This is a genomic window from Saccharopolyspora shandongensis (genome assembly GCF_900106995.1).
In the GTDB taxonomy this organism is placed as follows: domain Bacteria; phylum Actinomycetota; class Actinomycetes; order Mycobacteriales; family Pseudonocardiaceae; genus Saccharopolyspora; species Saccharopolyspora shandongensis.
In genome coordinates, this window is sequence record NZ_FNOK01000074.1 from 22472 (window position 1) to 41444 (window position 18973).

Below are 18973 nucleotides of genomic sequence, written 5' to 3' on the forward strand. Positions count from 1 at the left end.
GAACGGGCCCGTCACGCGCCCACCTCCTCGATCAGCCCGGGCCGGTCCACGCGGAACGGCTCCGGGTCGACGTGCGGCGGCCGTCCGCCGACCAGCTCCGCGAGCAGCTGCCCGGTCGCGGCGGCGAGGCCGACGCCGGCGCCCTCGTGCCCGGTCGCGTGCCACAGGCCCGGAACCCGGGGATCGGCGCCGATCACCGGCAGGTGGTCCGGCGCGTACGGCCGGAAGCCGCCGTAGGCGCGCATCACCGGAACCCGCCCCAGCACGGGGAACAACGCGGCGGCCTTGCCCGCGATCTCGCGCAGCACGCGCGTCCGGACCGCGTCGTCGAAACCGATGCGCTCCCGGCTCGACCCGATCAGCACGGTTCCGGCCCGGGTGCTCTCCACCACCGTCGAAGTCTGCAGCTCGGCGTCGCCGCTTTCCACCGCGCCGACGTAGTCGGCGTCGTAGACCTTGTGCCGCACGGTGCCCGGCGGCACCGGCGCGGTGACCAGGACCATGCCCCGGCGGGGCAGCACCACGATCGGCGCGCCCGCCAGCCTCGCGAACTCACCGGACCACGGGCCACACGCGTTCACCACTGCCCCACAAGGCAATACGCTGCCGCCCGCGCGAACACCAGTCACCCGGCCGTCCCGGCCGCGCACCACCCCGGTGGCGGTGGTTCCCGAGCGGAGGGTTCCGCCGCGCCTGCGCACCGCCGCGAGGAGCGCCGATGCCGCGAGGACTGGTTGGACCTGGGCGTCCTCGGGATAGTGCACCGCCAGCACCGTTCGCCGCGTGAGGTGCGGTTCGAGGTCGAAAACCGCGCCGGACGGCAGAACCCGGGCATCCACACCCGCTTCACGCTGCTGCGCGGCGAACGCCGTCAGTGCGTCCGCTCCGTCCACAGTGGTCGCGGCGACCACGCCACCCTTGGGCTCCCACTCGAAGTCGGCGCCGAGCTCCTCGCGCAGGCTCCGCGCCAGCTCCGGCCAACGCCGCCGGCTGGCCTGGGCGAGCCGGAGCTCCGCGCCCGGCGGCTTGTCGGAGACCAGCACGTTGCCCTCGCCCGCGGCGGTCGTGCCCGCCGCAGGCGCACCGCGGTCCAGCACGTCGACGACGTGCCCGGCCGCGCTCAGCGCCTCCGCGCAGGCCGCGCCGACGATCCCGGCGCCGACCACCACGATGTCGGGAAACTGCCCCATAGCCACCCCATCGTTCACTAAAATGAACGATGCCGACGCTAAACCCCGATGTGACCCAGGTCAACCCCCGACCCCCACCACGCCCACCACCACCCCGGCCACGCGCCCAGGGCCCCGGCCGGCACGGACTCTCGCAGTTTCAATTGAAACTGCGGAACCGGGTGTCGAGGTTTCAATTGAAACTGCGGTCCGACGCGCCTAGGTGAGCGGTGGGTGGTGGCGGAGCATCGGGCTGTCCGCGTCGCTGGGGTACTCCAGCAGCAGCACCGAGGTCACCGGGCCGCCGACGGTCTCGTAGGTGTGCGGCAGCTGCGCCGGGAAGCACACGTAGTCCCCCGGCCCCAGCTCGTAGGGCGCGTCGGCCGGTCCGACGCGCAGCTTTCCTTCCGTGACAACGACGTGTTCCCGCCCGGGATGCCCGTCTGAGCGCTGCACCTCGCCGGGCCGCACGCGCTGGTCGTAGACCTCCACCACCGCCGAGGTCAGGTCGAGCCGGCGCAGCATCCGCAGGTCGACGGCGTTGCTGCTGAGCACCTCCAGCCCGGCGGACCGCACCAGCACCACGTCGGGCTCGGTGCGCTCGGTCAGCAGCGTCGACACCGGCACCTGCAAAGCGTTCGACAAACTGAACACCGTCTGGATGGTGGGGTTGCCGACGCCGGACTCCAGCTGCGACAGCGTGCCCTTGGCGATCCCGGACCGCCGCGCCACCTCGGACAGCGACAGCGCCTGCTCGGCCCGCAGCGCCCGCAGATTGGCCGCCAGCACCCGGACGGCCTCCACCTGCGCCATCAAGCACCTCCCCAAGACCCGGAACGTGCCCGCAGCTTAACCACCGGCACCCGGCCGCCACCGGCCGCGCGACGTCTGGTTTTGCGAATAACGGGATTTCCTTGCTCACCGGTTGGGCGCGAGCGCACCGTAATCGGCACGGCGGTCGCCGGAGATGCCCCGAGAACAACTCCGGCGGACGCCCTTCCAACTACCAGGCCGCGAGACCGGGCAGCTCCCCCGTCCTGCCCGGGCGCTCGCGACCCGCACCCGGTTCGCGGTGCCGATTCCCAAGGGGCCCAGATGCTCAAACACGTCCTGGATGTGGTGGATCTCCTCGACGATCCGTCGATCACCGGTGCCCGCGTGGTCGCCCACCTCGACGAGGTGGCCGGCGAGTCCGGGCTGGCCACCAGCACCACCGTTCAAGGCCACCAGGGCACGACCGACTTCGTGCGGGTCCGCATCCCCGGCACGCGGGGCAAGGCGGCCGGCGGCGACGCCCCGACGCTGGGCGTCGTGGGGCGGCTCGGCGGCATCGGCGCCCGCCCGGAGGTGACCGGGTTCGTCTCCGACGGCGACGGCGCCGCCGCGGCCATCTCCGCTGCGGCGAAGCTGCTGTCGATGCGCGCCCGCGGCGACGTGCTCGCCGGCGACGTCCTGATCAGCACCCACGTGTGCCCGGACGCCCCGACCCGGCCGCACGAGCCGGTGCCGTTCATGGACTCCCCGGTGGGGATCGCGACCATGAACGCCCACGAGGTCAGCGACGACATGGACGCGGTGCTGTCCATCGACACCACCAAGGGCAACCGGATCATCAACCACAAGGGCCTGGCGCTGTCGCCGACGGTCAAGCAGGGCTGGGTGCTGCGGGTGTCGGACCGGCTGGGCACCCTGCTGGAGACCGTGACCGGCGAACCACTGGTGACCTACCCGGTGACCACCCAGGACATCACGCCCTACGGCAACGGCGTCTACCACATCAACTCGATCCTGCAGCCGGCCACCGCGACCGGCGCACCGGTGGTGGGCCTGGCGATCGTGGCCGCCACCGCCGTCCCGGGCTGCGCCACCGGCGCCAGCCACGAGACCGACATCGCGGCGGCCGCGCGCTACGCCGTCGAGGTCGCCAAGGAGTTCGGCGCGGGCCAGCTGGCCTTCCACGACCAGGCGGAGTTCGACCACCTCGTCGCCCGCTACGGCTCCCTCGCCCACCTGCAAACCATGGGCGACCTGCCCGCCGAGGAGGAGTGATGGGCGCCGTGCAGTCCGCCGAGACGGCGCCGGGCAAGCAGATCGGCAACGACGACTACTCGCTGCGCCGCGTCCCGCAGGACGCGCGCTACGGGTTCGGTTCGATGCTGCTGCAGTGGCTCGGGCAGTCCGGCTCGCTCTCCCAGTTCGTGCTGGGTGCCTCGCTGGGCATCGCGATGGGGTTCTGGGACGCCTTCTGGGCGTTCACCCTCGGCGCGGTGCTGCTGGAGATCGTGATCTTCCTGGTCGGCCTGGCCGGCCAGCGCGAGGGCCTGGCGATGACCATGCTCACCCGCTTCGCCGGGTTCGGGCGCAACGGCTCGGCGCTGGTCAGCCTCGTCATCGCGATCAGCATGGTCGGCTGGTTCGGCGTGCAGAACGGCATCTTCGGCAAGAGCATGCAGTCGCTGGTCGGCGGCCCGATCTGGCTGTGGTGCGCGATCTCCGGCGCGGTGCTGACCGCGCTGGTGATCTACGGGTTCAAGTACATGATGTGGCTGGCCAAGATCGCAGTGCCGCTGTTCTTCGCGCTGGTGGCCTGGAGCGTGATCAGCACGCTCTCGCAGCACTCCATCGGCGACCTGATCGCCCGGGAGCCGACCGCCGCGGCGCTGTCCATCCCGGCGGCGGCGACGATCGTGGCGGGCGGGTTCATGTCCGGCGCGGTCGTGGCGCCCGACATGACCCGCTACAACCGCAAGGGCTGGCACGTCCTGCTGCAGAGCTCGTGCTCGATGATCCTCAGCGAGTACATCGTCGGCATGACGGGCGTGCTGCTCGGGCAGCTGGTCAGCAGCAAGGACGTCACCTCGATCGTGCTGTCCACGTCCGGCTTCGTCGGGCTGGTCATCGTGATCCTGTCCACCGCGAAGATCAACGACTGGAACCTCTACGCCTCCTCGCTGGGCGTGGTGAACTTCGCGGACACGGTCTTCGGCAAGCGCCTGCACCGCGCGACGGTGACGCTCGTGATCGGCGTGCTCGGCACCGTGCTGTCCGCGATGGGTTTCCTGGACCACTTCACGGAGTTCCTGAAGATCCTCGGCGTGGCGATCCCGCCGATCGGCGGCATCATCGTCGCCGAGTACTGGGTGGCCCGCCGGATGCGCGGCGAACTCGACCGCACCAGGCCGACCGGCACGCTGCCGGACAAGGTGGCCACCTGGGTGCCCGCGACGCTGGTGGTGTGGGCGGCCGGCTTCTGCGTCGGCTACTTCGTCGACGCGGGCATCCCGGCGCTCAACTCGCTGCTGACCGGATTCCTGCTCTACGTGGTGCTCGCCTTCACCGGGCTGGTGCGCCCGGTGGGGACCTCGACGCTGGAAGGACCCAAGTCATGAGCGCGCCCGAGGACGAGGTCGTCGACCTCTGCCGGGGCCTGATCCGCATCGACACCTCCAACCCGACCAGCAACGAGCGCGCGGCGGCCGAGTACGCCGCGGCGAAGCTGGCCGAGGTCGGCATCGAGTCCACATTGGTCGAGAGCGCGCCGGGGCGGGCCAGCGTGATCGCCCGCGTCGAAGGCGAGGACCCGTCGCGGGGCGCGCTGCTGATGCACGGCCACCTCGACGTGGTGCCGGCGGATGCGAGCGAGTGGACCTTCGACCCGTTCGGCGGCGAGATCCACGACGGCTGCCTGTGGGGTCGCGGCGCGATCGACATGAAGGACTTCGACGCGGTGATCCTCGCGGTGGCGCGGGAGTTCGGCCGCACCGGCCGGAAGCCGCCGCGGGACGTCGTGTTCGGCTTCCTCGCCGACGAGGAGGACGGCGGCAAGTTCGGCTCGCACTGGCTGGTGCGCAACCGGCCGGAGCTGTTCGACGGCGTCACGGAGGCGATCACCGAGGGCGGCGGCGTGTCGTTCGACCTGGGCAACGGCCAGCGGCTGTACCCGATCGAGAACGCCCAGCGCGGGCAGGCGTGGCTGCGGCTGATCGCCACCGGCCGGGCCGGGCACGGCTCCTCCCCGAACGACGAGAACGCCGTCACCGACCTGGCGGAGTCGCTGGCCCGCATCGGCAGGCACCGGTTCCCGGTGCGGCTGATCGAGCCGGTGCGGGCGCTGCTGGAGCGGGCCGCCGAACTCCTCGGCACGGATTTCGATCCGTCCGATGTGGACGGAAGCCTGAAGAAGATGAGCCCGGCGGCCGACCTGGTCGACGTGATCCTGCGCAACTCGGCGAATCCCACGATGATCGAGGGCGGCTACCAGACCAACGTCATCCCGGGCCGGGCCACGGCCGCGGTGGACGGGCGGTTCCTGCCCGGCCACGAGCAGGAGCTGCTGGACACCATCGACTCCCTGCTGCTGCCGTCGGTGCGCCGCGAGTTCATCCACCACGACGTGGCGATGCAGACGGAGTTCTCCGGCACCCTGGTCGACGCGATGTGCGCGGCGATCCGAGCGGAGGACCCGGACGGCCACCCGACGCCGTACTGCAACGCGGGCGGCACCGACAACAAGGCGTTCGCCACGATCGGCATCAACGGGTTCGGCTTCAAGGCCCTCCGGGTACCACCGGAACTGCCGTACGCGCGGATGTTCCACGGAGTGGACGAACGAATCCCGCTGGAGTCGCTGCGCTTCTCCACCCGCGTGATGCAACGCCTCCTGCAAACCTGCTGACCCGCTGACAGCGTTGGCACCTCCGACCGGGGTCGGAGGTGCCAACGCTTCGGGGTATCGCCGGTTACGGCTGGGGGAACTGCTCGGCGTAGGTCTTGACCGCCGTCGAGATCGCCTGGAAGTTGCGGTCCAGGGCCTGCTGGTCGACGTTGTCGACCGTGTCGCAGGACTGGTGGTAGCAGGAGTCGTAGGCCTCGCCGGCCTGACCGCCCCACTTCTGCGCCTGCTCCGGCGTCTTCGTGTCCTCGGCGCCGGTGAAGGTGCCGCCCGCCGGGATACCGACCTCGATGAACGGACCGTAGTCGGAGCGGCCGTCGAAGTCCGTGCCCTCGGTCTCCACGCCGGCCGCCGCGAGGGCGTCGTTGAGCAGCTTCTCGATCTCCGCCGAGCCCTCCGGGCCGGGGCCGGAGCCCTCGCCGTCGGAGTCGTCGCCGTCGTAGGTGAAGTAGCCGGCGTTCGGCGAGCCGACCATGTCGAAGTTCAGGTACGCGACGATCTTGCCGCGTTCCGCCTCCGGCAGGCTCTGCACGTAGTGCGACGAGCCGACCAGGCCCTGCTCCTCGGCGCCCCAGAACGCGAAGCGCAGCTTGTTCTTCGGCGTCGCGCCGCTGCCCGCGTAGTCCAGGGCGGCCTGCAGGATCGCCGCCGACCCGGTGCCGTTGTCGTTGATCCCCGCGCCCCTGCTGACGCTGTCGAGGTGGGCGCCGAACATCACCACGCTGTTGGCATCGCCGCCGGGCGTTTCGGCGAGCAGGTTGTACGTCGTGCCGCCGATGGCGTCGAACTCCTGGATCGTCGTCGCGAAACCGGCGGCGTCCAGCTGCGCCTTGACGTAATCCAGCGAGGCCTTGTAGCCGGGCTCGCCCGCCGCACGGTTGCCGCCGTTGGCCTCGGCGATCTTCTGCAGCTCCTGCAAGTGGTCCTGAACCGCGGTGACGCCGGTCAGCGGTACGCTGGCCGCCGTCGCCGGCAACACCAGGGCGATCACCGCGGCCAGCGCTGCCGCGGTCGCCAGGAGTGGTCGTTTCGGCATGCTGCGCCCTTCCGTCGGTCGATCTCCGCCGCAGCGGAACGTAACGACGGGACTGGGCACGCCGGGCGTTTTGACGTGAACTCGCCGAGATGCCGCCGAATGCGTTTTTCCCGGCTTTGCCCGACCTTTCGGTGAAGTGTTCGGCGCGAGTCCATTCGGCGGACACGAGGAATCCACTGCGGATGCGGCCGATCGGCCTAATTTCGCAGGGCCGAACCGGCCAGCACAGGAGGAACCAGCGCTCATGGATCGCCGATCGTTCATCGTCGGAACAGGTGGCGCGCTCGCCGCCACCACCGTCCTCAGCTCCACCGCGCACGCGGCGCCGCCGCCGCAGGCCGGCAACAAGGTGCGTTTCAACATCATCAGCGACATCCAGGGCGACCTCGGCGATTTCGGCAAGGCGCTGGACGACCTCGCCCTGATCAACCCGGACAGCGCGGGGTTGGGCATCGCGGGCGACATCACGCCGCGTGGCTACGACTTCGAGTACGCGGCGGTGCGGTCCACATTGGACAAACACGCGCACCCGAAGGAGGTCGCCTGGGCGATCGGCAACCACGAGTTCTACGTGCCGAAGTGGCGCGACCCCGACACGCTCGCGCAGGAGACCTGGCCCAACGGCACCACCGAGGACTCGCTGTTCCGCAGCTTCTTCAACTTCGCCGGCCGCAACACCATCTTCGCGGAGCACTCCTTCGGCGGGATCCCGGTGCTGAGCATCGGGACCGAGCGGTACTCGCACTACCACGACCCGAAGCTGTGGGACGAGGTGTGGATCAGCGACGAGCAGTTCACCTGGCTGGAGCAGCGGCTCGACCACTGGGCGCAATGGCGCAAGCCGGTCATGGTGCTGACCCACCACCCGCTGCCGAACACCGTCTCCGGCACGCACAACAAGCTCTACCTCAACGACTACCTGCAGTCCGACCGGCTGCTGGGGATCCTCGGCCGCCACCGCGACGTGTTCCTGTTCTCCGGGCACACGCACTGGAACCTCGAACTGTCCGACTGGGTGGTGCGCCGGGTGGTGCCGGGCACCGCCAACCTGGAGGGCTTCACCGTGGTCAACACGGGCGCGATCCAGGTCGGCTGGCAGGACGACGGCAAGGGCGGCGAGGTGTCCCTCGGCGGCGCGTTCAACCAGGGCCTGCAGGTCGAGGTCGACGCGCGCAACGTGGTCATCAAGGCGCGCGACTTCACCACCGGCACCTGGCTGAAGCAAATCACCATCCCGCTGCACAACGGGGCGTAGAGATGGTCGGAATGGTTTGCGTGGCGGTGCGGGCTCGGCGGCTCGTGAGCGGCGCATCTCCGATCCGGCCGCCGGGCTGGCTATCCTTCAGGCGCAGGCCGAGCCGAGGGGGCGCCGTGGGCGAGTCAGGCGGCCGGGCGCGCGGCCCGGCCAAGGAGCACCGCACCGTCAGCCGGGTGACCACCATCCTGGAGACCGTGGCCGCCGACCCGCACGGGGTGCGGCTGAGCGTGCTCGCCGGGGCGCTGGACGCGCCGAAGACCTCGGTGCACGGCCTGGTGAAGGGCCTGGTGGCGACCGGGTACCTGCAGGAGCAGGGCGGCGCCTACCTGCTGGGACCGGCGGTCGGCGCGCTGCTGCCGACGCCGGGCACGCCGCTGGTGGACGCGGCCCGGCCGACGATGCAGAAGCTGCGTGCGGAGTTCGACGAGACCGTCATGCTCGGCACGCTCGTGGGTGACTCGGTGGTGTACCTGGAGGCCATCGAGTCCACCCAGCTCATCCGCTATTCGGCGCCGCTGCGCAAGCGACGCCCGCTCTACCCGACGAGCATCGGCAAGTGCCTGCTCGCGAACCTCGACCGCGCCTCCCGCGAGGCGTACCTGCGCGAGCGCTTCCCCGATCCCGAGGAGCGGGACCGGGTCGAGCGCGAGCTCGCGGACATCGCCGCCGACGGCGTCGCCTACAACCGGGGCGAGACGGTGCCGGACGTGTCCGCGGTGGCCGGGCCGGTGCTGTCGCACCGCGCCGACGCCGGCACCGCCGCGGTGTCGATCGCCGGGCCGACGACGCGGGTGGCCGACCGGCTCGACGAGATGGCCGCCGCGATGCGCGCGGCGGTCCAGGAGATCACCTACCGGCTCCGCTGACCGGAGATCGCGATCACAATTCCCGCGCCGGGGCATTGACCTCGACCTTGCTCGAACTCCTAGCGTTGCGGCCGCAACCCGGAGAACGGCGCAGGGAGAAGGAATGCACGCGATTCGGCAGTACGAGTTCGGCCCCGCCGAGGTCCTCCGCTACGAGGAGGTGCCCGACCCGGTCCCCGGCCCCGGGCAGGTGCGCATCGCGGTCGCGGCCGCCGGCGTGCACGTCATCGACACCGCGATCCGGCAGGGCATGCAGCACGGGCCGTTCCCGCCGTACGAGCTGCCGATGACGCCGGGCCGCGAGGTCGCCGGGGTGGTCGACGCGCTCGGCGCGGGCGTCGACGCGGAGTGGCTGGGGCGGCGCGTCGTCGCCCACCTCGGCATGGCCAGCGGCGGCTACGCCGAGCTCGCGGTCCGCGACGTCGAGGCGCTGCAGGTGCTTCCCGACGACGTCGGCTTCGACGCCGCGGTCGCGATGATCGGCACCGGCCGGACCACGATGTCCATCCTGCGCATCGCGCGGCCGACCGCCGACGACGTAGTGCTGGTCACCTCGGCGGCCGGCGGCATCGGCGCGCTGGCGGTGCAGCACGCCCGCAACATCGGCGCGACGGTGGTGGGCGCGGCCGGTGGGCCGGCGAAGGTCGCCAAGGTGCGGGAGCTGGGCGCCGACGTCGCCGTCGACTACACCGCGCCGGGCTGGCCGGAGACGGTGCGCCACGCGCTCGACGGGCGCGAAGTCAGCCTCGTGCTCGACGGCGCCGGCGGCGAGTACGGCCGGGCGGCCTTCGACCTGCTCGGCGCGGGCGGCCGGATCACGATGTACGGCAGGGAGTTCGGCGAGCACCGGTTCACCTCCGACGAGCTGATCGCCCGCTCGGTGGCCGCGAACGTGGCCCTCGGCCCGAACCTGCTGAAGGTGCCGGGCGGCATGCGGGCGCTGGAGACCGAGGCGCTGGCCGCGCTCGCCGACGGCAGCCTGCGGCCGCTGGTCGGCACGCCGTTCGCGCTGGCCGACGCGGCGAAGGCGCACGCCGCGCTGGAGAACCGCGAAACCTACGGCAAGGTGGTGCTGCGGCCGCACCCGTGAGGCCGTCGTGATCAAGATCGTATGGCGGATACCAACCGGTTTGTCGTAGGGTGCAGACCTGGGGCGCATTCGGTCAGATCAACATGCTCCCAGGAGGTAGGCCCGTGGAACAGGTGGTTTTGCTCGACGAATCCGGCAACGCGATCGGAGTCGAGGACAAGGCGACCGTTCACCATCGCCGAACGCCGCTGCACCTGGCCTTCTCCTGCTACGTGTTCAACGACCGCGGCGAGTTCCTGCTGACGCAGCGGGCGCACCACAAGCGCACCTTCCCGAGCGTGTGGACGAACACCTGCTGCGGTCACCCGGCGCCCGCGGAGGACATGAAGGCCGCGATCACCCGGCGACTCGGGGAAGAACTCGGGCTCACCGTGCACGGCCTGGAGCTCGTGCTGCCCGGCTTCCAGTACCACGCCACGATGCCCAACGGCGTGGTGGAGAACGAGAAGTGCCCGGTGTTCGTCGCCTTCACCGGCAGCACGCCGGAGCCGAATCCGGACGAGGTCGCCGAAACCCGCTGGGTGGACTGGGCGGAGTTCAGCTCTGCGGTGCTCGCCGGCGAGTCCGAGGTGTCGCCGTGGTGCTCGCTGCAGGTCCGCCAGCTGACCGAGCTGGGCCCGGAACCGGCCCGCTGGCCCAAGGGTTCGCCGGCGGGCCTGCCGCCCGCCGCCCACGTGAGCTGACCCGCATTGCGGACAAATCCCCCACTCCGGTTAACCTGACCGGAGATGGGGGTAGGTCCATGTTCAACCTGTGGCCGTCGCCTTCGGCCGCAGCTCCCGCGACCAGCTCCACTCGCCCGGTTCCGGCGCTCCGATCAGCTTCAGGCCGGCGCCGCGCAGCGTTCGCGCGATCGCGGTGTTGTCGACGTGGGTCTGCGCGGTGAGCGTGCCGATCCCGAGTTCCCCGGCCTGCTCGACCAGCTTCCGCGCCAGTGCCGTGCCGACGCCCTGCCGCTGCCAGTCGTCCCGGACCAGCAGCGCCAGCTCGCCGGAATCGCCGTCGTACATCAGGTTTCCCATGCCGATCACCTCGCCGTCCGGCGCCAGCGCCAGCAGCGACCGGCCCAGCGCAGGGGTCAGCAGGCGCAGCAGGCCGCGCTCCCCCTGCCCCGGTCCGGGGCTGAAGTAGCGCCGGTAGCGGGCCGCACTGGAACACCTCGCGTGGAACGCCGAAACCAGTTCCACGTCCGACCGGTCCGCCGGCCGGATCGCCAGTTCCGCCCCGCTCGCGGCGCGCGCGACGTCCGGCACCGGCCGCACCCGCGCCCGGCAGCTCGCGGCCAGCTCGACCATCGCCCGCGCCCGCGCGAACTCCGCCGGGGTGAACGCCCCGCCCGGCCGCTCCAGCACCAGGACCCCGCCGCCCGGATCCGCCAGTCGCATCTCGCCGCCGGCGGGCGAACCGGCCTCCTCCTGCCACCGGACCGCCACCTGCCCGAGCAGCCTGCGCAGCGCCCGGACCAGGTCGGTGCGGTCGTTGACCAGGTCGATCGCCAGGTTCGCGGTCCGCGTCGGCACGTCGTCGAGCTCGCGCACGTCCGCCCGCACCGCGGTCACGTCCTGGCCACCGGCGGCCTCGACGGCGGCGACCAGTTCCCGGCCGCTCACCCGCGACGGCACGTGCAGCAGCACCTCGTCGACCACCCCGCAGGCGACGGGATGGACCTGCATGGTCCGGATGTCCGCGCCGAGCGCGGCCAGGGCACCGGCCAGGTGCGCCAGCCGGCCCGGCGTGTCGGTCACCGACGCGCGCAGCCGCCACAGCGTCTGCTGCACGCTCACCACATCCGGAACCCGCACCTCGGGAACGGCGGGCACCTGCCGCCGACGCCACCACCACCGCCCAGCGGCCGCCACCAGCAGGACGGCTCCGATGGACAGCAGCGCCAGCGGCCCGCGGCCCTGCGCACCGGTCGCGAACAGGTTCGCCACCCCCGCCGCCAGGAACAGCGCGGCCAGCTCGATGAGTTCGCGGGTCCAGTCCCCGCGATGCTGCCGGGAAGTCATGCCACCATGCTTCCCTCGCCGTATTGCAGGCGCTTGACCTGGGATGACGGCGCGGTTAACGAACCGATGTCACATCGTTTCGCACCAGCTCGCCGCCCTGCATGATCAGCAGCAGCCGGCGCTCGGGGTCGGTGAGCACGCCGATGTCCTCCAGCGGGTTGCCGTCGACGACCAGCAGGTCGGCGACGGCGCCCGGCACGATCTCGCCGATCTGGCCGACCATCCCGGCGATCTCGGCGCCGGTGATCGTGGCCGCGCGGACGATCTCCGCGGGCCGCTGCACCTGGGCGCGCAGGCTGAACTCGGCGAGCTGGTAGGAATGCAGCTCACCGTGCAGATCGGTGCCGTACCCGATCTTCAGCCCGGCCCGGTCGGCCAGCTCCAGAGCGTGCAGGCCCGCGTCGATCACGTCGTGCAGCTTCCGCCGGTTCTCCGCAGGCAACGCGCGCGGCGCGTCGTCCCGCGTCAGCGCGTGGTAGGTGGCCAGCGTCGGCACGTAGAACGCTTGGTGCTGCTGGAAAAGCTCGACGCTCGACTCGTCCATCAGGTTGCCGTGCTCGATGGTGCGCACGCCGCAGCGCAGCGCGCGGTTCACCGCCTCGGCCGTGTAGGCGTGCCCGGCCACGTACCGGTGCGCCAGGTTCGCCTCGTCGACCGCCGCCCGGATCTCCGGCTCGGAATAGCCGAGGGCGTCGATCCGCATCGAGGACACCACGCCGCCGCTGACGGTCAGCTTGATGTGGTGCGCGCCGAGCGCCATCTGCTCGCGGATCGCCCGCCGCAACTCGACCTCGCCGTCGCAGATCCGGGTCAGGCCGTGGCCGCCGGTCGGCGCGATGATCGGGCCGCCGAACAGCACGCGCGGCCCGCGGAACAGGCCCTCCGCCACGGCGCGGGCCACGCCGTGATCGGCGCCGCCCATGTCGCGAACCGTGGTGAAGCCGCGCATCAGCATCTGGTCCAGCACCTGGCCCGCCCGCGCCGCGGCGTAGTACGGCGACCACGACTTCAGCTCGGCGAAGTCCGCGCTCGCCTGGGTGGCGTGGACGTGCGAGTCGATCAGGCCCGGCATGAGCACCCGCCCGCGCACGTCGATCTCCTCCGCCGCGCGCACCGGCTCGTCGGTGACCTCGACGATCCGGCCGTCGGCGACCACCACCGACCTGTCCGGCAGCAACTCGCCGGCGCGGGGGTCCAGCACCGTCGCGTTGCGGAACACGATTCGCGAGTTCACGCCTTGATCTCCGTCTCCTGTTGGCCGCGCGCTGCGGGCCCGGTCAATTCCTCCAACGTGCGGCCGCTGGTGCTGACGCCGAACACCAGCACGCCCAGCGCGCCGGCCACGAGCGCGCCGGTCACCATCGTGAAGACGCCGCCGAACCCGATCGACGCGTAGAGCACGCCGATGATGATCGGCGCGACGATGCCGCCGATGCGGCCGAACGCTGACGCCACGCCGGTGCCGGTCGCTCGCATTCGCGTCGGGTACACCTCCGGGGTGTAGGCGTACAGCGCCGCGTAGGTGCCGTTCATGAAGAACGACAGCAGCGCGCCGAAGATTAGGACCTGGGCGTCGGCGCTGCCCTGCGACAGCAGGAAGGCGGCGATCGCACCGCCGGTGAGGTAGCCGGCGATGGTGCGCTTGCGGTCCAGCCGCTCGCTCAGGTACGCGGCCGAGTAGTAGCCCGGCACCTGGGCGATGGTGATCAGCAGCGAGTAGGTGAAGCTCTTCGACATCGTCATGCCCTGCTGCACCAGCAGCGACGGGATCCAGGTGAAGAACCCGTAGTAGGCGAACGTGAGGCTGATCCACAGCAGCCACAGCACGGCGGTCCGCCGCGCCATCCCGCCCAGCCACAGCCCGGCGATGCGCGAGCCCGTGCCGCCCCGCTCCTCGACCCGCACCGGCTCCGGCGCGGCCTGCTCCTCGACCGGCGGCAGCGGCTTCCCGGTGGCCCGCTCGACCCGCTCCTCCAGTTGCGCGACGACGGTTTCGGCCTCGGTCAGGCGACCCTGATCGATGAGCCAGCGCGGCGATTCGGGCAGCGCGCGGCGCCACCACAGCAGCATCAGCAGCGGCGCGGCGGTGACCAGCTGCGCAACCCGCCAGCCGTCCGGGAACGCCGGGACGAAGAAGGTGCCCAGCAGCGCCGCCGCGATGTAGCCGAGGGAGAAGAACCCGGCGATCGAGCCGACGAACAGGCCGCGGATCCGGCCGGGCACGAACTCCGACATGAACGCCGGGATGATCGCGGCCTCGGCGCCGACCCCGATCCCCGCGATCAGCCTGGCGACGAAGAAGAAACCCCAGCCCGGGGCGAAGGCCGCCGCGACGGTGGCGACGCAGTACACGGCGAGCGCGTACATCATGATCCGCCGCCGGCCGATCACGTCGCCGGCCAGCCCGGCCGACAGCGCGCCGATCATGATCCCGATCAGCAGCGAACTGCCGAGCAGCCCGGTCTGCCACGGCGCGAGCCCCCACAGCGGCGTGACGGCCGGGAGCACGTAGGACACCAGCGAGCCGTCCATGCCGTCGAAGGCGATGCCCAGGCCGCCCATGAGCATCAGCCGGAAGTGCGGCCGGGAGACCGGAAGCCTTTCGAGACGGGCCAGCAGCGCGGGACCCGCAGCCGGGGAGTTGGTCGACATTGCACCTCCTCCGGAGGTCCCCACCGGACCTCGATGCGTCGGAACCATATCTGCATGTTTATGTGCAAACAAGACTCAATGCATGATCTTGTGCATCAGGGCAGAATGGGGCCATGACCGGTGAAGGTGCCAACGTCGCGCAGTGGCTCGACGAGCTGATCTCGGAAACGCGCCTGGGCCCCAAGGCGGCACGAGTCCGCGACGTGCTCGCCACGCAGCCGACGTACTGCTCCTACGCCACCGCCGCCGAAGTCGCCGACCGAGCCGAGGTCAACGGCGCCACGGTCGTCCGCTTCGCGCAGGCGCTCGGCTACCCGGGATGGCCACAACTCCAGGCGGACCTGCGCGGCATCTACCTCGCGCACCGCTACGAGCAGCCGGCCTCGCCCGGCGACGGGAGCATGCTGGCGTCGGTGTTCGCCCGCGACGCCGAGAACCTCAGGTCCCTGGAGCACTCCTTCGACTACACCGCGGCCCGCGCCGTCGTCGCGGCCATCCGCGCAGCGCGGCGAACGCTGGTCGTCGCCTCCGGAACCCACGGCGTCGCCGCGTCCGCGTTCGCGTTGCTGGCGGCCAGCCGCGGCCTGCCCATCGCCCACGAGGACCGCGGCGGGCCCCACCTCGCCAACGCCCTCGCCGCCCTCGACGGCCAGGACTGCCTGGTGGCGTGGAGCTTCTGGCAGCACTACCGGGAAACCGTCGACGCGATCCACCTGGCGCGCACCGCCGGGGCCACGACGTGCGTCATCACCGACACCGTCCAGTCCCCCGCCGCGAACGCGGCCGACCACGTGCTCGTCATCCCAACCGAAGGAATCGCGAACCTCCAGTCCATGACCGCGGCCACCAGCGTCGCCTACGCGCTGGTGGCGGAACTGGCCGCCGGCGCCCCCGAAAGCAGCCGGGAAGCCGCCCAGCGGGTCGACACCGTCTGGCGCGGACTGCGGCTGTTCGCCGAAGAATCAAGGCAGTGAGCGCAAGAACAAGTGTTGATCGCCGCGTAACGGAGCAAAAAGGATCGTCGTCGCAATTGACTCGCGGGTGACGGATTCATAGAGTGCCGAGCTGTGATCGCGGACAGCGGCCGAACCGCCTGACGCACACCACCCGATGTCCACACCGGACGCGCCTCCAGCGCCCGGCCCTCCCTCCCCTCGGACGACGTGCCCGGGCCCTGGCGTCCCCGGGCCGCCGGAACAGATTGCAACTCGCGAACGGAGCCGTGCAACTGTGTTTCGAATTCCGCGCTGGCGAACCACGATGGCGCTCGCCGCAGCAACCTCCATGGCCCTCATCGGCATCGCCGCACCCGCGAACTCGGCCCCACCGGAAGGCCCCGGGCAGGGCTCCTGCAAGACGTTCGACGACCCGCAGTGGAACGGCTGGACCGATCACGCCGAACTCGGAAGGACGCTGCGCAGCATCGAGAGCAGCTCGAAGGGGCGCGTGGCGGTGCGGCAGATCGGCACCACCAAGCAGGGCCGCGAGCTGTGGTCGGCGCGCGTGGGCACGGGCAAACGCGTCCTGATGGTGCAGAGCGCCATCCACGGCAACGAACGCACCGGAACCGAAGCGCTGATCGGCATCCTGCGCGACCTCGGCACGAGCAACGACGCGGCAACTCAGCAACTGCTGTCGTCCGTCACGCTGGTGGCGCTGCCGATGGTCAACCCAGACGGCGGAGAGCTCAACCGGCGCATGAACGTCGTGCCCTGGGACCAGGTCGTCACCGACTACCCGCAGCTCGCGGGCGCACCGCGCGCCTGGTACCACGGCCTCAACGGCGACGGGATCGACCTGCCCGGCTTCGACCTGAACCGGGACTTCAACCCGCGCCTCGACTACGTGCCGCAGCCCGGCGACCTGCCCGGCCAGCAGGCCGGCGCCGGCTTCTTCCTCTCGCCGGAATCGCGGGCCATCCGGGACACCTACGTGGCCCTGCGTGACGAGTTCGGCGCGGTCGACGCCGTGGTCGACCTGCACCACATGGGCCCGTGCGAGCGGACCACCGGCGGACCCCAGGACGGGAAGCTCATCTCCGTATCGCTGGACTACCCGCCCCTGGGCGTCAACGACGGCGCCGCCTACCAGGCCGAGTACCCGCTGCTCGACCAGGACAAGTCCCGGCGCTACGCGCTCGCCGTGGCCCGCGGTATCCAGAGCTCGTACGGGTCCCAGTCGCCGCTGGCCGGCGTGGGCCGGTACTTCCACCCCGACGCCCGGGAATACGCGGGGCAGGGCCGGTCCGCCTTCGCCCTGAACGGGTCCGCGACCGTGCTGTTCGAGGTCCGCGGGCAGCAGGACGACCTCGGGCAGAAGCAGCACGGGATGCTGATCCAGTCCGTTCGCACCGGGGTCGAGTCGCTGATCGGCGCCATGGCCTCCGGGGAGGTCGACCGGCTCAACGGCGGGGAGTTCTTCGGATTGCCGGATTATGGCTGGGAGTCCAGTTCCGACTGATCGTCTCGGACCCCGGGTCTCTGGTGAGGCCCGGGGTTTCTTTTTGGGGCTTGGGTTTTTGGGTATTTGTCCCGGGGTTTTGTTGTTCGTGGGGCGGTTTTTTGTTTTTGCTGGAGTGTTGCTTGGGTTGGGGCTTTTTGGGGGTTCCGCATCTTTTGGGGCCATCCCCGCGATCAGTGGAGGGTGGGGGCTGCGTTCCGGAGGTCAAGCCCGGCCTGGCGGCCGCCCCTTCGGGGGTGAACGGCTTGACATCCGGAACGCAGCCCCGGTTCGGCTTTGTATCGCGGGGATGGCCCGGAGTGGGCTGGCTCGTTCGCGGCTTGCGCTGCCGGACGGGTTTTTCGGAGCGGCTGGGGCTGATGGGGGTTCCGTTTCGGGTTGATCCGTTGGCGGGTTTCGTTCTTGGTCTCCTTTTCGCTTGCCGTGCAACCGGTTTTCACTCTCGTCCTGTGCTGTGATCGCATCCGTTGGGCATGTCTCCAACTCCCCTGGCAGCTGGCCGTTTGACTGTGGATGGGGTCGCCTTCGGCGTGTCGTGACCCTTTTCCTTGACATGGGGCGATATTTGCAGCCTTGGCCGTGGGTTTCACCTGATCAAGCGACCAAAAAAACGTGCGAACACAAGTTCGAGTGCGAGACAATGGAGGCATGACACCGCTACTGAACACCCAGGACTCGACCGTGCAGGCCACGCCGCCCGCACAGTCCGTGGTGTCATGCACCGATACTGAACTCGCGGCCCGCATCCAAGAACTGGAGAAGGAGATGCGGGTGCTGATGTGGGAACAGCTGCAATGCATCGCCGAAGCCGACCACCGAGCCATCCACACCGACACCACCGCCCGATCACTACAAGTCTGGCTGCAAGGACTACTCAACATCGACCCGCGTGACGCGAAAACCCGCGTGACAGTGGCCCGTAACGTCGAAGACCGACGGAGCTTGTATGGCGAGACGATGCCGCCCGACATGCCCGACACCGCCGCCGCATTGTCTGAGGGCGCGATCGGGCTGGACCACGCGCGTGTCATCGTCAACGGCATCCGGCGCCTACCCGACTACGCCCGCTGCCACCAAGTCGCCGAAGTCGAGGCAACTCTCGCCGGGTATGCGCGGACGATGTCACCGAGAGAGCTGGAGAAACTCGCCGAACGCATCCGCTACCTCCTCGACCAAGACGGCGCCCACCGCAACGAAGAAAACCAGCACGAAGCACGCGAACTTCACTACGCGACCGCCCGGGATGGCATGACCGTCATCAAAGCCAAACTGGACCGCGAAACCGGAGCGAAGTTCGCCGCACTCATACAACCCCTCGCCGCACCCCGCCCCGAGATCGACGGGGAGAAAGACCCCCGCACGACGGGGCAACGGAACGCCGACGGCTTCGCCGCACTACTGGACCTCGCACTGGACCACGACGGAATGCCCCGTACCGGTGGGCAACGACCGCAGATGACCATCGCCATCGACTTCGACGATCTCAAGCGGGGCCTGGGGTTCGTCAACGAGGACGGCATGCCCGGCACGCTGAACACCGAACGTGCCATCACCGCGCAGAACGCACGCCGCATCGCCTGCGACGCCGAGGTACTGCCCATCGCCCTCGACGGCGACAGCCTCCCGCTGGATGTCGGCCGGGCGAAACGCACCGCACCCACCCACATCCGCACCGCACTACTCCGACGCGACGGCGTCTGCGCGTTCCCCGGGTGTGACCGACCGCCGGGAACACCCGAAGCACACCACGTCCAGCACTGG

The 18973-nt window shown here is 70.5% G+C and carries 16 protein-coding genes; 10 read left to right on the plus strand and 6 right to left on the minus strand.

Annotated features, from left to right (window positions below; genetic code table 11):
* Positions 1 to 11: 11 nt before the first annotated feature.
* The gene (locus BLW84_RS41520) at positions 12 to 1190 is read right to left on the minus strand and encodes an NAD(P)/FAD-dependent oxidoreductase (RefSeq protein ID WP_093277476.1); all 1179 of its coding nucleotides are present in this window, start codon (positions 1188 to 1190) and stop codon (positions 12 to 14) included.
* A 198-nt stretch (positions 1191 to 1388) separates the two neighbouring features.
* Entirely contained in the window at positions 1389 to 1982 is a 594-nt protein-coding gene (locus BLW84_RS41525) for a helix-turn-helix domain-containing protein (RefSeq protein ID WP_093277477.1), read from the minus strand.
* A gap of 282 nt (positions 1983 to 2264) precedes the next feature.
* Here BLW84_RS41525 and BLW84_RS41530 point away from each other — a divergent pair, with 282 nt between their 5' ends.
* The 3 genes from BLW84_RS41530 to BLW84_RS41540 are packed head-to-tail and all read left to right on the plus strand — an operon-like array spanning position 2265 to position 5844.
* Positions 2265 to 3218, plus strand: a complete 954-nt coding sequence (locus tag BLW84_RS41530; protein WP_093277479.1) for a DUF1177 domain-containing protein — start codon at positions 2265 to 2267, stop codon at positions 3216 to 3218.
* Positions 3218 to 4558, plus strand: coding sequence for a purine-cytosine permease family protein (locus BLW84_RS41535; protein ID WP_093277480.1), 1341 nt, complete (start codon positions 3218 to 3220; stop codon positions 4556 to 4558). The genes BLW84_RS41530 and BLW84_RS41535 overlap by 1 nt, the downstream gene beginning before the upstream one ends.
* Positions 4555 to 5844 carry a M20/M25/M40 family metallo-hydrolase gene (locus BLW84_RS41540; RefSeq protein ID WP_093277481.1) on the plus strand — a complete coding sequence of 430 codons (1290 nt, stop codon included), beginning with the start codon at positions 4555 to 4557 and terminating at the stop codon, positions 5842 to 5844. The genes BLW84_RS41535 and BLW84_RS41540 overlap by 4 nt, the downstream gene beginning before the upstream one ends.
* 64 nt (positions 5845 to 5908) lie before the next feature.
* On the opposite strand, the gene BLW84_RS41545 is transcribed toward BLW84_RS41540, so the two are convergent.
* Entirely contained in the window at positions 5909 to 6877 is a 969-nt protein-coding gene (locus tag BLW84_RS41545) for a M28 family metallopeptidase (RefSeq protein ID WP_093277483.1), read from the minus strand.
* Between the two features lie 244 nt (positions 6878 to 7121).
* Here BLW84_RS41545 and BLW84_RS41550 point away from each other — a divergent pair, with 244 nt between their 5' ends.
* The 4 genes from BLW84_RS41550 to idi all read left to right on the plus strand — a co-directional run bounded on the left by BLW84_RS41550 (position 7122) and on the right by idi (position 10774).
* Positions 7122 to 8132: a metallophosphoesterase family protein gene (locus BLW84_RS41550; protein ID WP_093277484.1), complete on the plus strand. Its 1011-nt coding sequence runs from the start codon at positions 7122 to 7124 to the stop codon at positions 8130 to 8132.
* A 116-nt stretch (positions 8133 to 8248) separates the two neighbouring features.
* Complete coding sequence (locus tag BLW84_RS41555) at positions 8249 to 9001, plus strand: IclR family transcriptional regulator (protein WP_093277486.1); 753 nt, start codon at positions 8249 to 8251, stop codon at positions 8999 to 9001.
* 103 nt (positions 9002 to 9104) lie between these two features.
* On the plus strand, positions 9105 to 10091 hold the full coding sequence (locus tag BLW84_RS41560; protein ID WP_093277487.1) for a zinc-binding dehydrogenase: 987 nt from the start codon (positions 9105 to 9107) through the stop codon (positions 10089 to 10091).
* 104 nt (positions 10092 to 10195) lie between these two features.
* On the plus strand, positions 10196 to 10774 hold the full coding sequence (gene idi / locus BLW84_RS41565) for an isopentenyl-diphosphate Delta-isomerase (protein ID WP_093277489.1): 579 nt from the start codon (positions 10196 to 10198) through the stop codon (positions 10772 to 10774).
* 63 nt (positions 10775 to 10837) lie between these two features.
* Here the strand turns inward: idi and BLW84_RS41570 are convergent, their stop codons facing one another.
* From BLW84_RS41570 to BLW84_RS41580, 3 genes are read right to left on the minus strand one after another with little or no spacing between them, the layout of a single operon-like run.
* A complete protein-coding gene (locus BLW84_RS41570) occupies positions 10838 to 12100 on the minus strand; it encodes a GNAT family N-acetyltransferase (protein WP_093277490.1) in 1263 nt (420 codons plus the stop codon).
* A gap of 55 nt (positions 12101 to 12155) precedes the next feature.
* A complete protein-coding gene (locus BLW84_RS41575; protein ID WP_093277491.1) occupies positions 12156 to 13334 on the minus strand; it encodes a metal-dependent hydrolase family protein in 1179 nt (392 codons plus the stop codon).
* Positions 13331 to 14752 (minus strand): MFS transporter, encoded by a 1422-nt coding sequence (locus tag BLW84_RS41580; protein ID WP_093277493.1) that lies wholly within the window; start codon positions 14750 to 14752, stop codon positions 13331 to 13333. Before BLW84_RS41580 ends, BLW84_RS41575 begins: the two co-directional genes overlap by 4 nt.
* A 113-nt stretch (positions 14753 to 14865) precedes the next feature.
* Between BLW84_RS41580 and BLW84_RS41585 the strand changes: the two genes are divergently transcribed.
* From BLW84_RS41585 to BLW84_RS41595, 3 genes are all read left to right on the plus strand, one after another.
* A complete protein-coding gene (locus BLW84_RS41585) occupies positions 14866 to 15726 on the plus strand; it encodes a MurR/RpiR family transcriptional regulator (protein ID WP_093277494.1) in 861 nt (286 codons plus the stop codon).
* Positions 15727 to 16036: 310 nt separating this feature from the next.
* Positions 16037 to 17212: a M14 family zinc carboxypeptidase gene (locus tag BLW84_RS41590; RefSeq protein ID WP_245761752.1), complete on the plus strand. Its 1176-nt coding sequence runs from the start codon at positions 16037 to 16039 to the stop codon at positions 17210 to 17212.
* A gap of 648 nt (positions 17213 to 17860) precedes the next feature.
* A partial coding sequence (locus tag BLW84_RS41595; RefSeq protein ID WP_093277497.1) for an HNH endonuclease signature motif containing protein occupies positions 17861 to 18973 on the plus strand: 1113 nt, incomplete at its 3' end.

Coding starts and splice junctions, on each gene's coding strand:
- BLW84_RS41535 (WP_093277480.1), top strand. CDS start 3,218: ATGGGCGCCGTGCAGTCCGCCGAGACGGCGCCGGGCAAGCAGATCGGC.
- BLW84_RS41545 (WP_093277483.1), bottom strand. CDS start 6,877: ATGCCGAAACGACCACTCCTGGCGACCGCGGCAGCGCTGGCCGCGGTG.
- BLW84_RS41520 (WP_093277476.1), bottom strand. CDS start 1,190: ATGGGGCAGTTTCCCGACATCGTGGTGGTCGGCGCCGGGATCGTCGGC.
- BLW84_RS41580 (WP_093277493.1), bottom strand. CDS start 14,752: ATGTCGACCAACTCCCCGGCTGCGGGTCCCGCGCTGCTGGCCCGTCTC.
- BLW84_RS41590 (WP_245761752.1), top strand. CDS start 16,037: ATGGCCCTCATCGGCATCGCCGCACCCGCGAACTCGGCCCCACCGGAA.
- BLW84_RS41550 (WP_093277484.1), top strand. CDS start 7,122: ATGGATCGCCGATCGTTCATCGTCGGAACAGGTGGCGCGCTCGCCGCC.
- BLW84_RS41560 (WP_093277487.1), top strand. CDS start 9,105: ATGCACGCGATTCGGCAGTACGAGTTCGGCCCCGCCGAGGTCCTCCGC.
- BLW84_RS41585 (WP_093277494.1), top strand. CDS start 14,866: ATGACCGGTGAAGGTGCCAACGTCGCGCAGTGGCTCGACGAGCTGATC.
- BLW84_RS41530 (WP_093277479.1), top strand. CDS start 2,265: ATGCTCAAACACGTCCTGGATGTGGTGGATCTCCTCGACGATCCGTCG.
- BLW84_RS41570 (WP_093277490.1), bottom strand. CDS start 12,100: ATGACTTCCCGGCAGCATCGCGGGGACTGGACCCGCGAACTCATCGAG.
- BLW84_RS41525 (WP_093277477.1), bottom strand. CDS start 1,982: ATGGCGCAGGTGGAGGCCGTCCGGGTGCTGGCGGCCAATCTGCGGGCG.
- BLW84_RS41540 (WP_093277481.1), top strand. CDS start 4,555: ATGAGCGCGCCCGAGGACGAGGTCGTCGACCTCTGCCGGGGCCTGATC.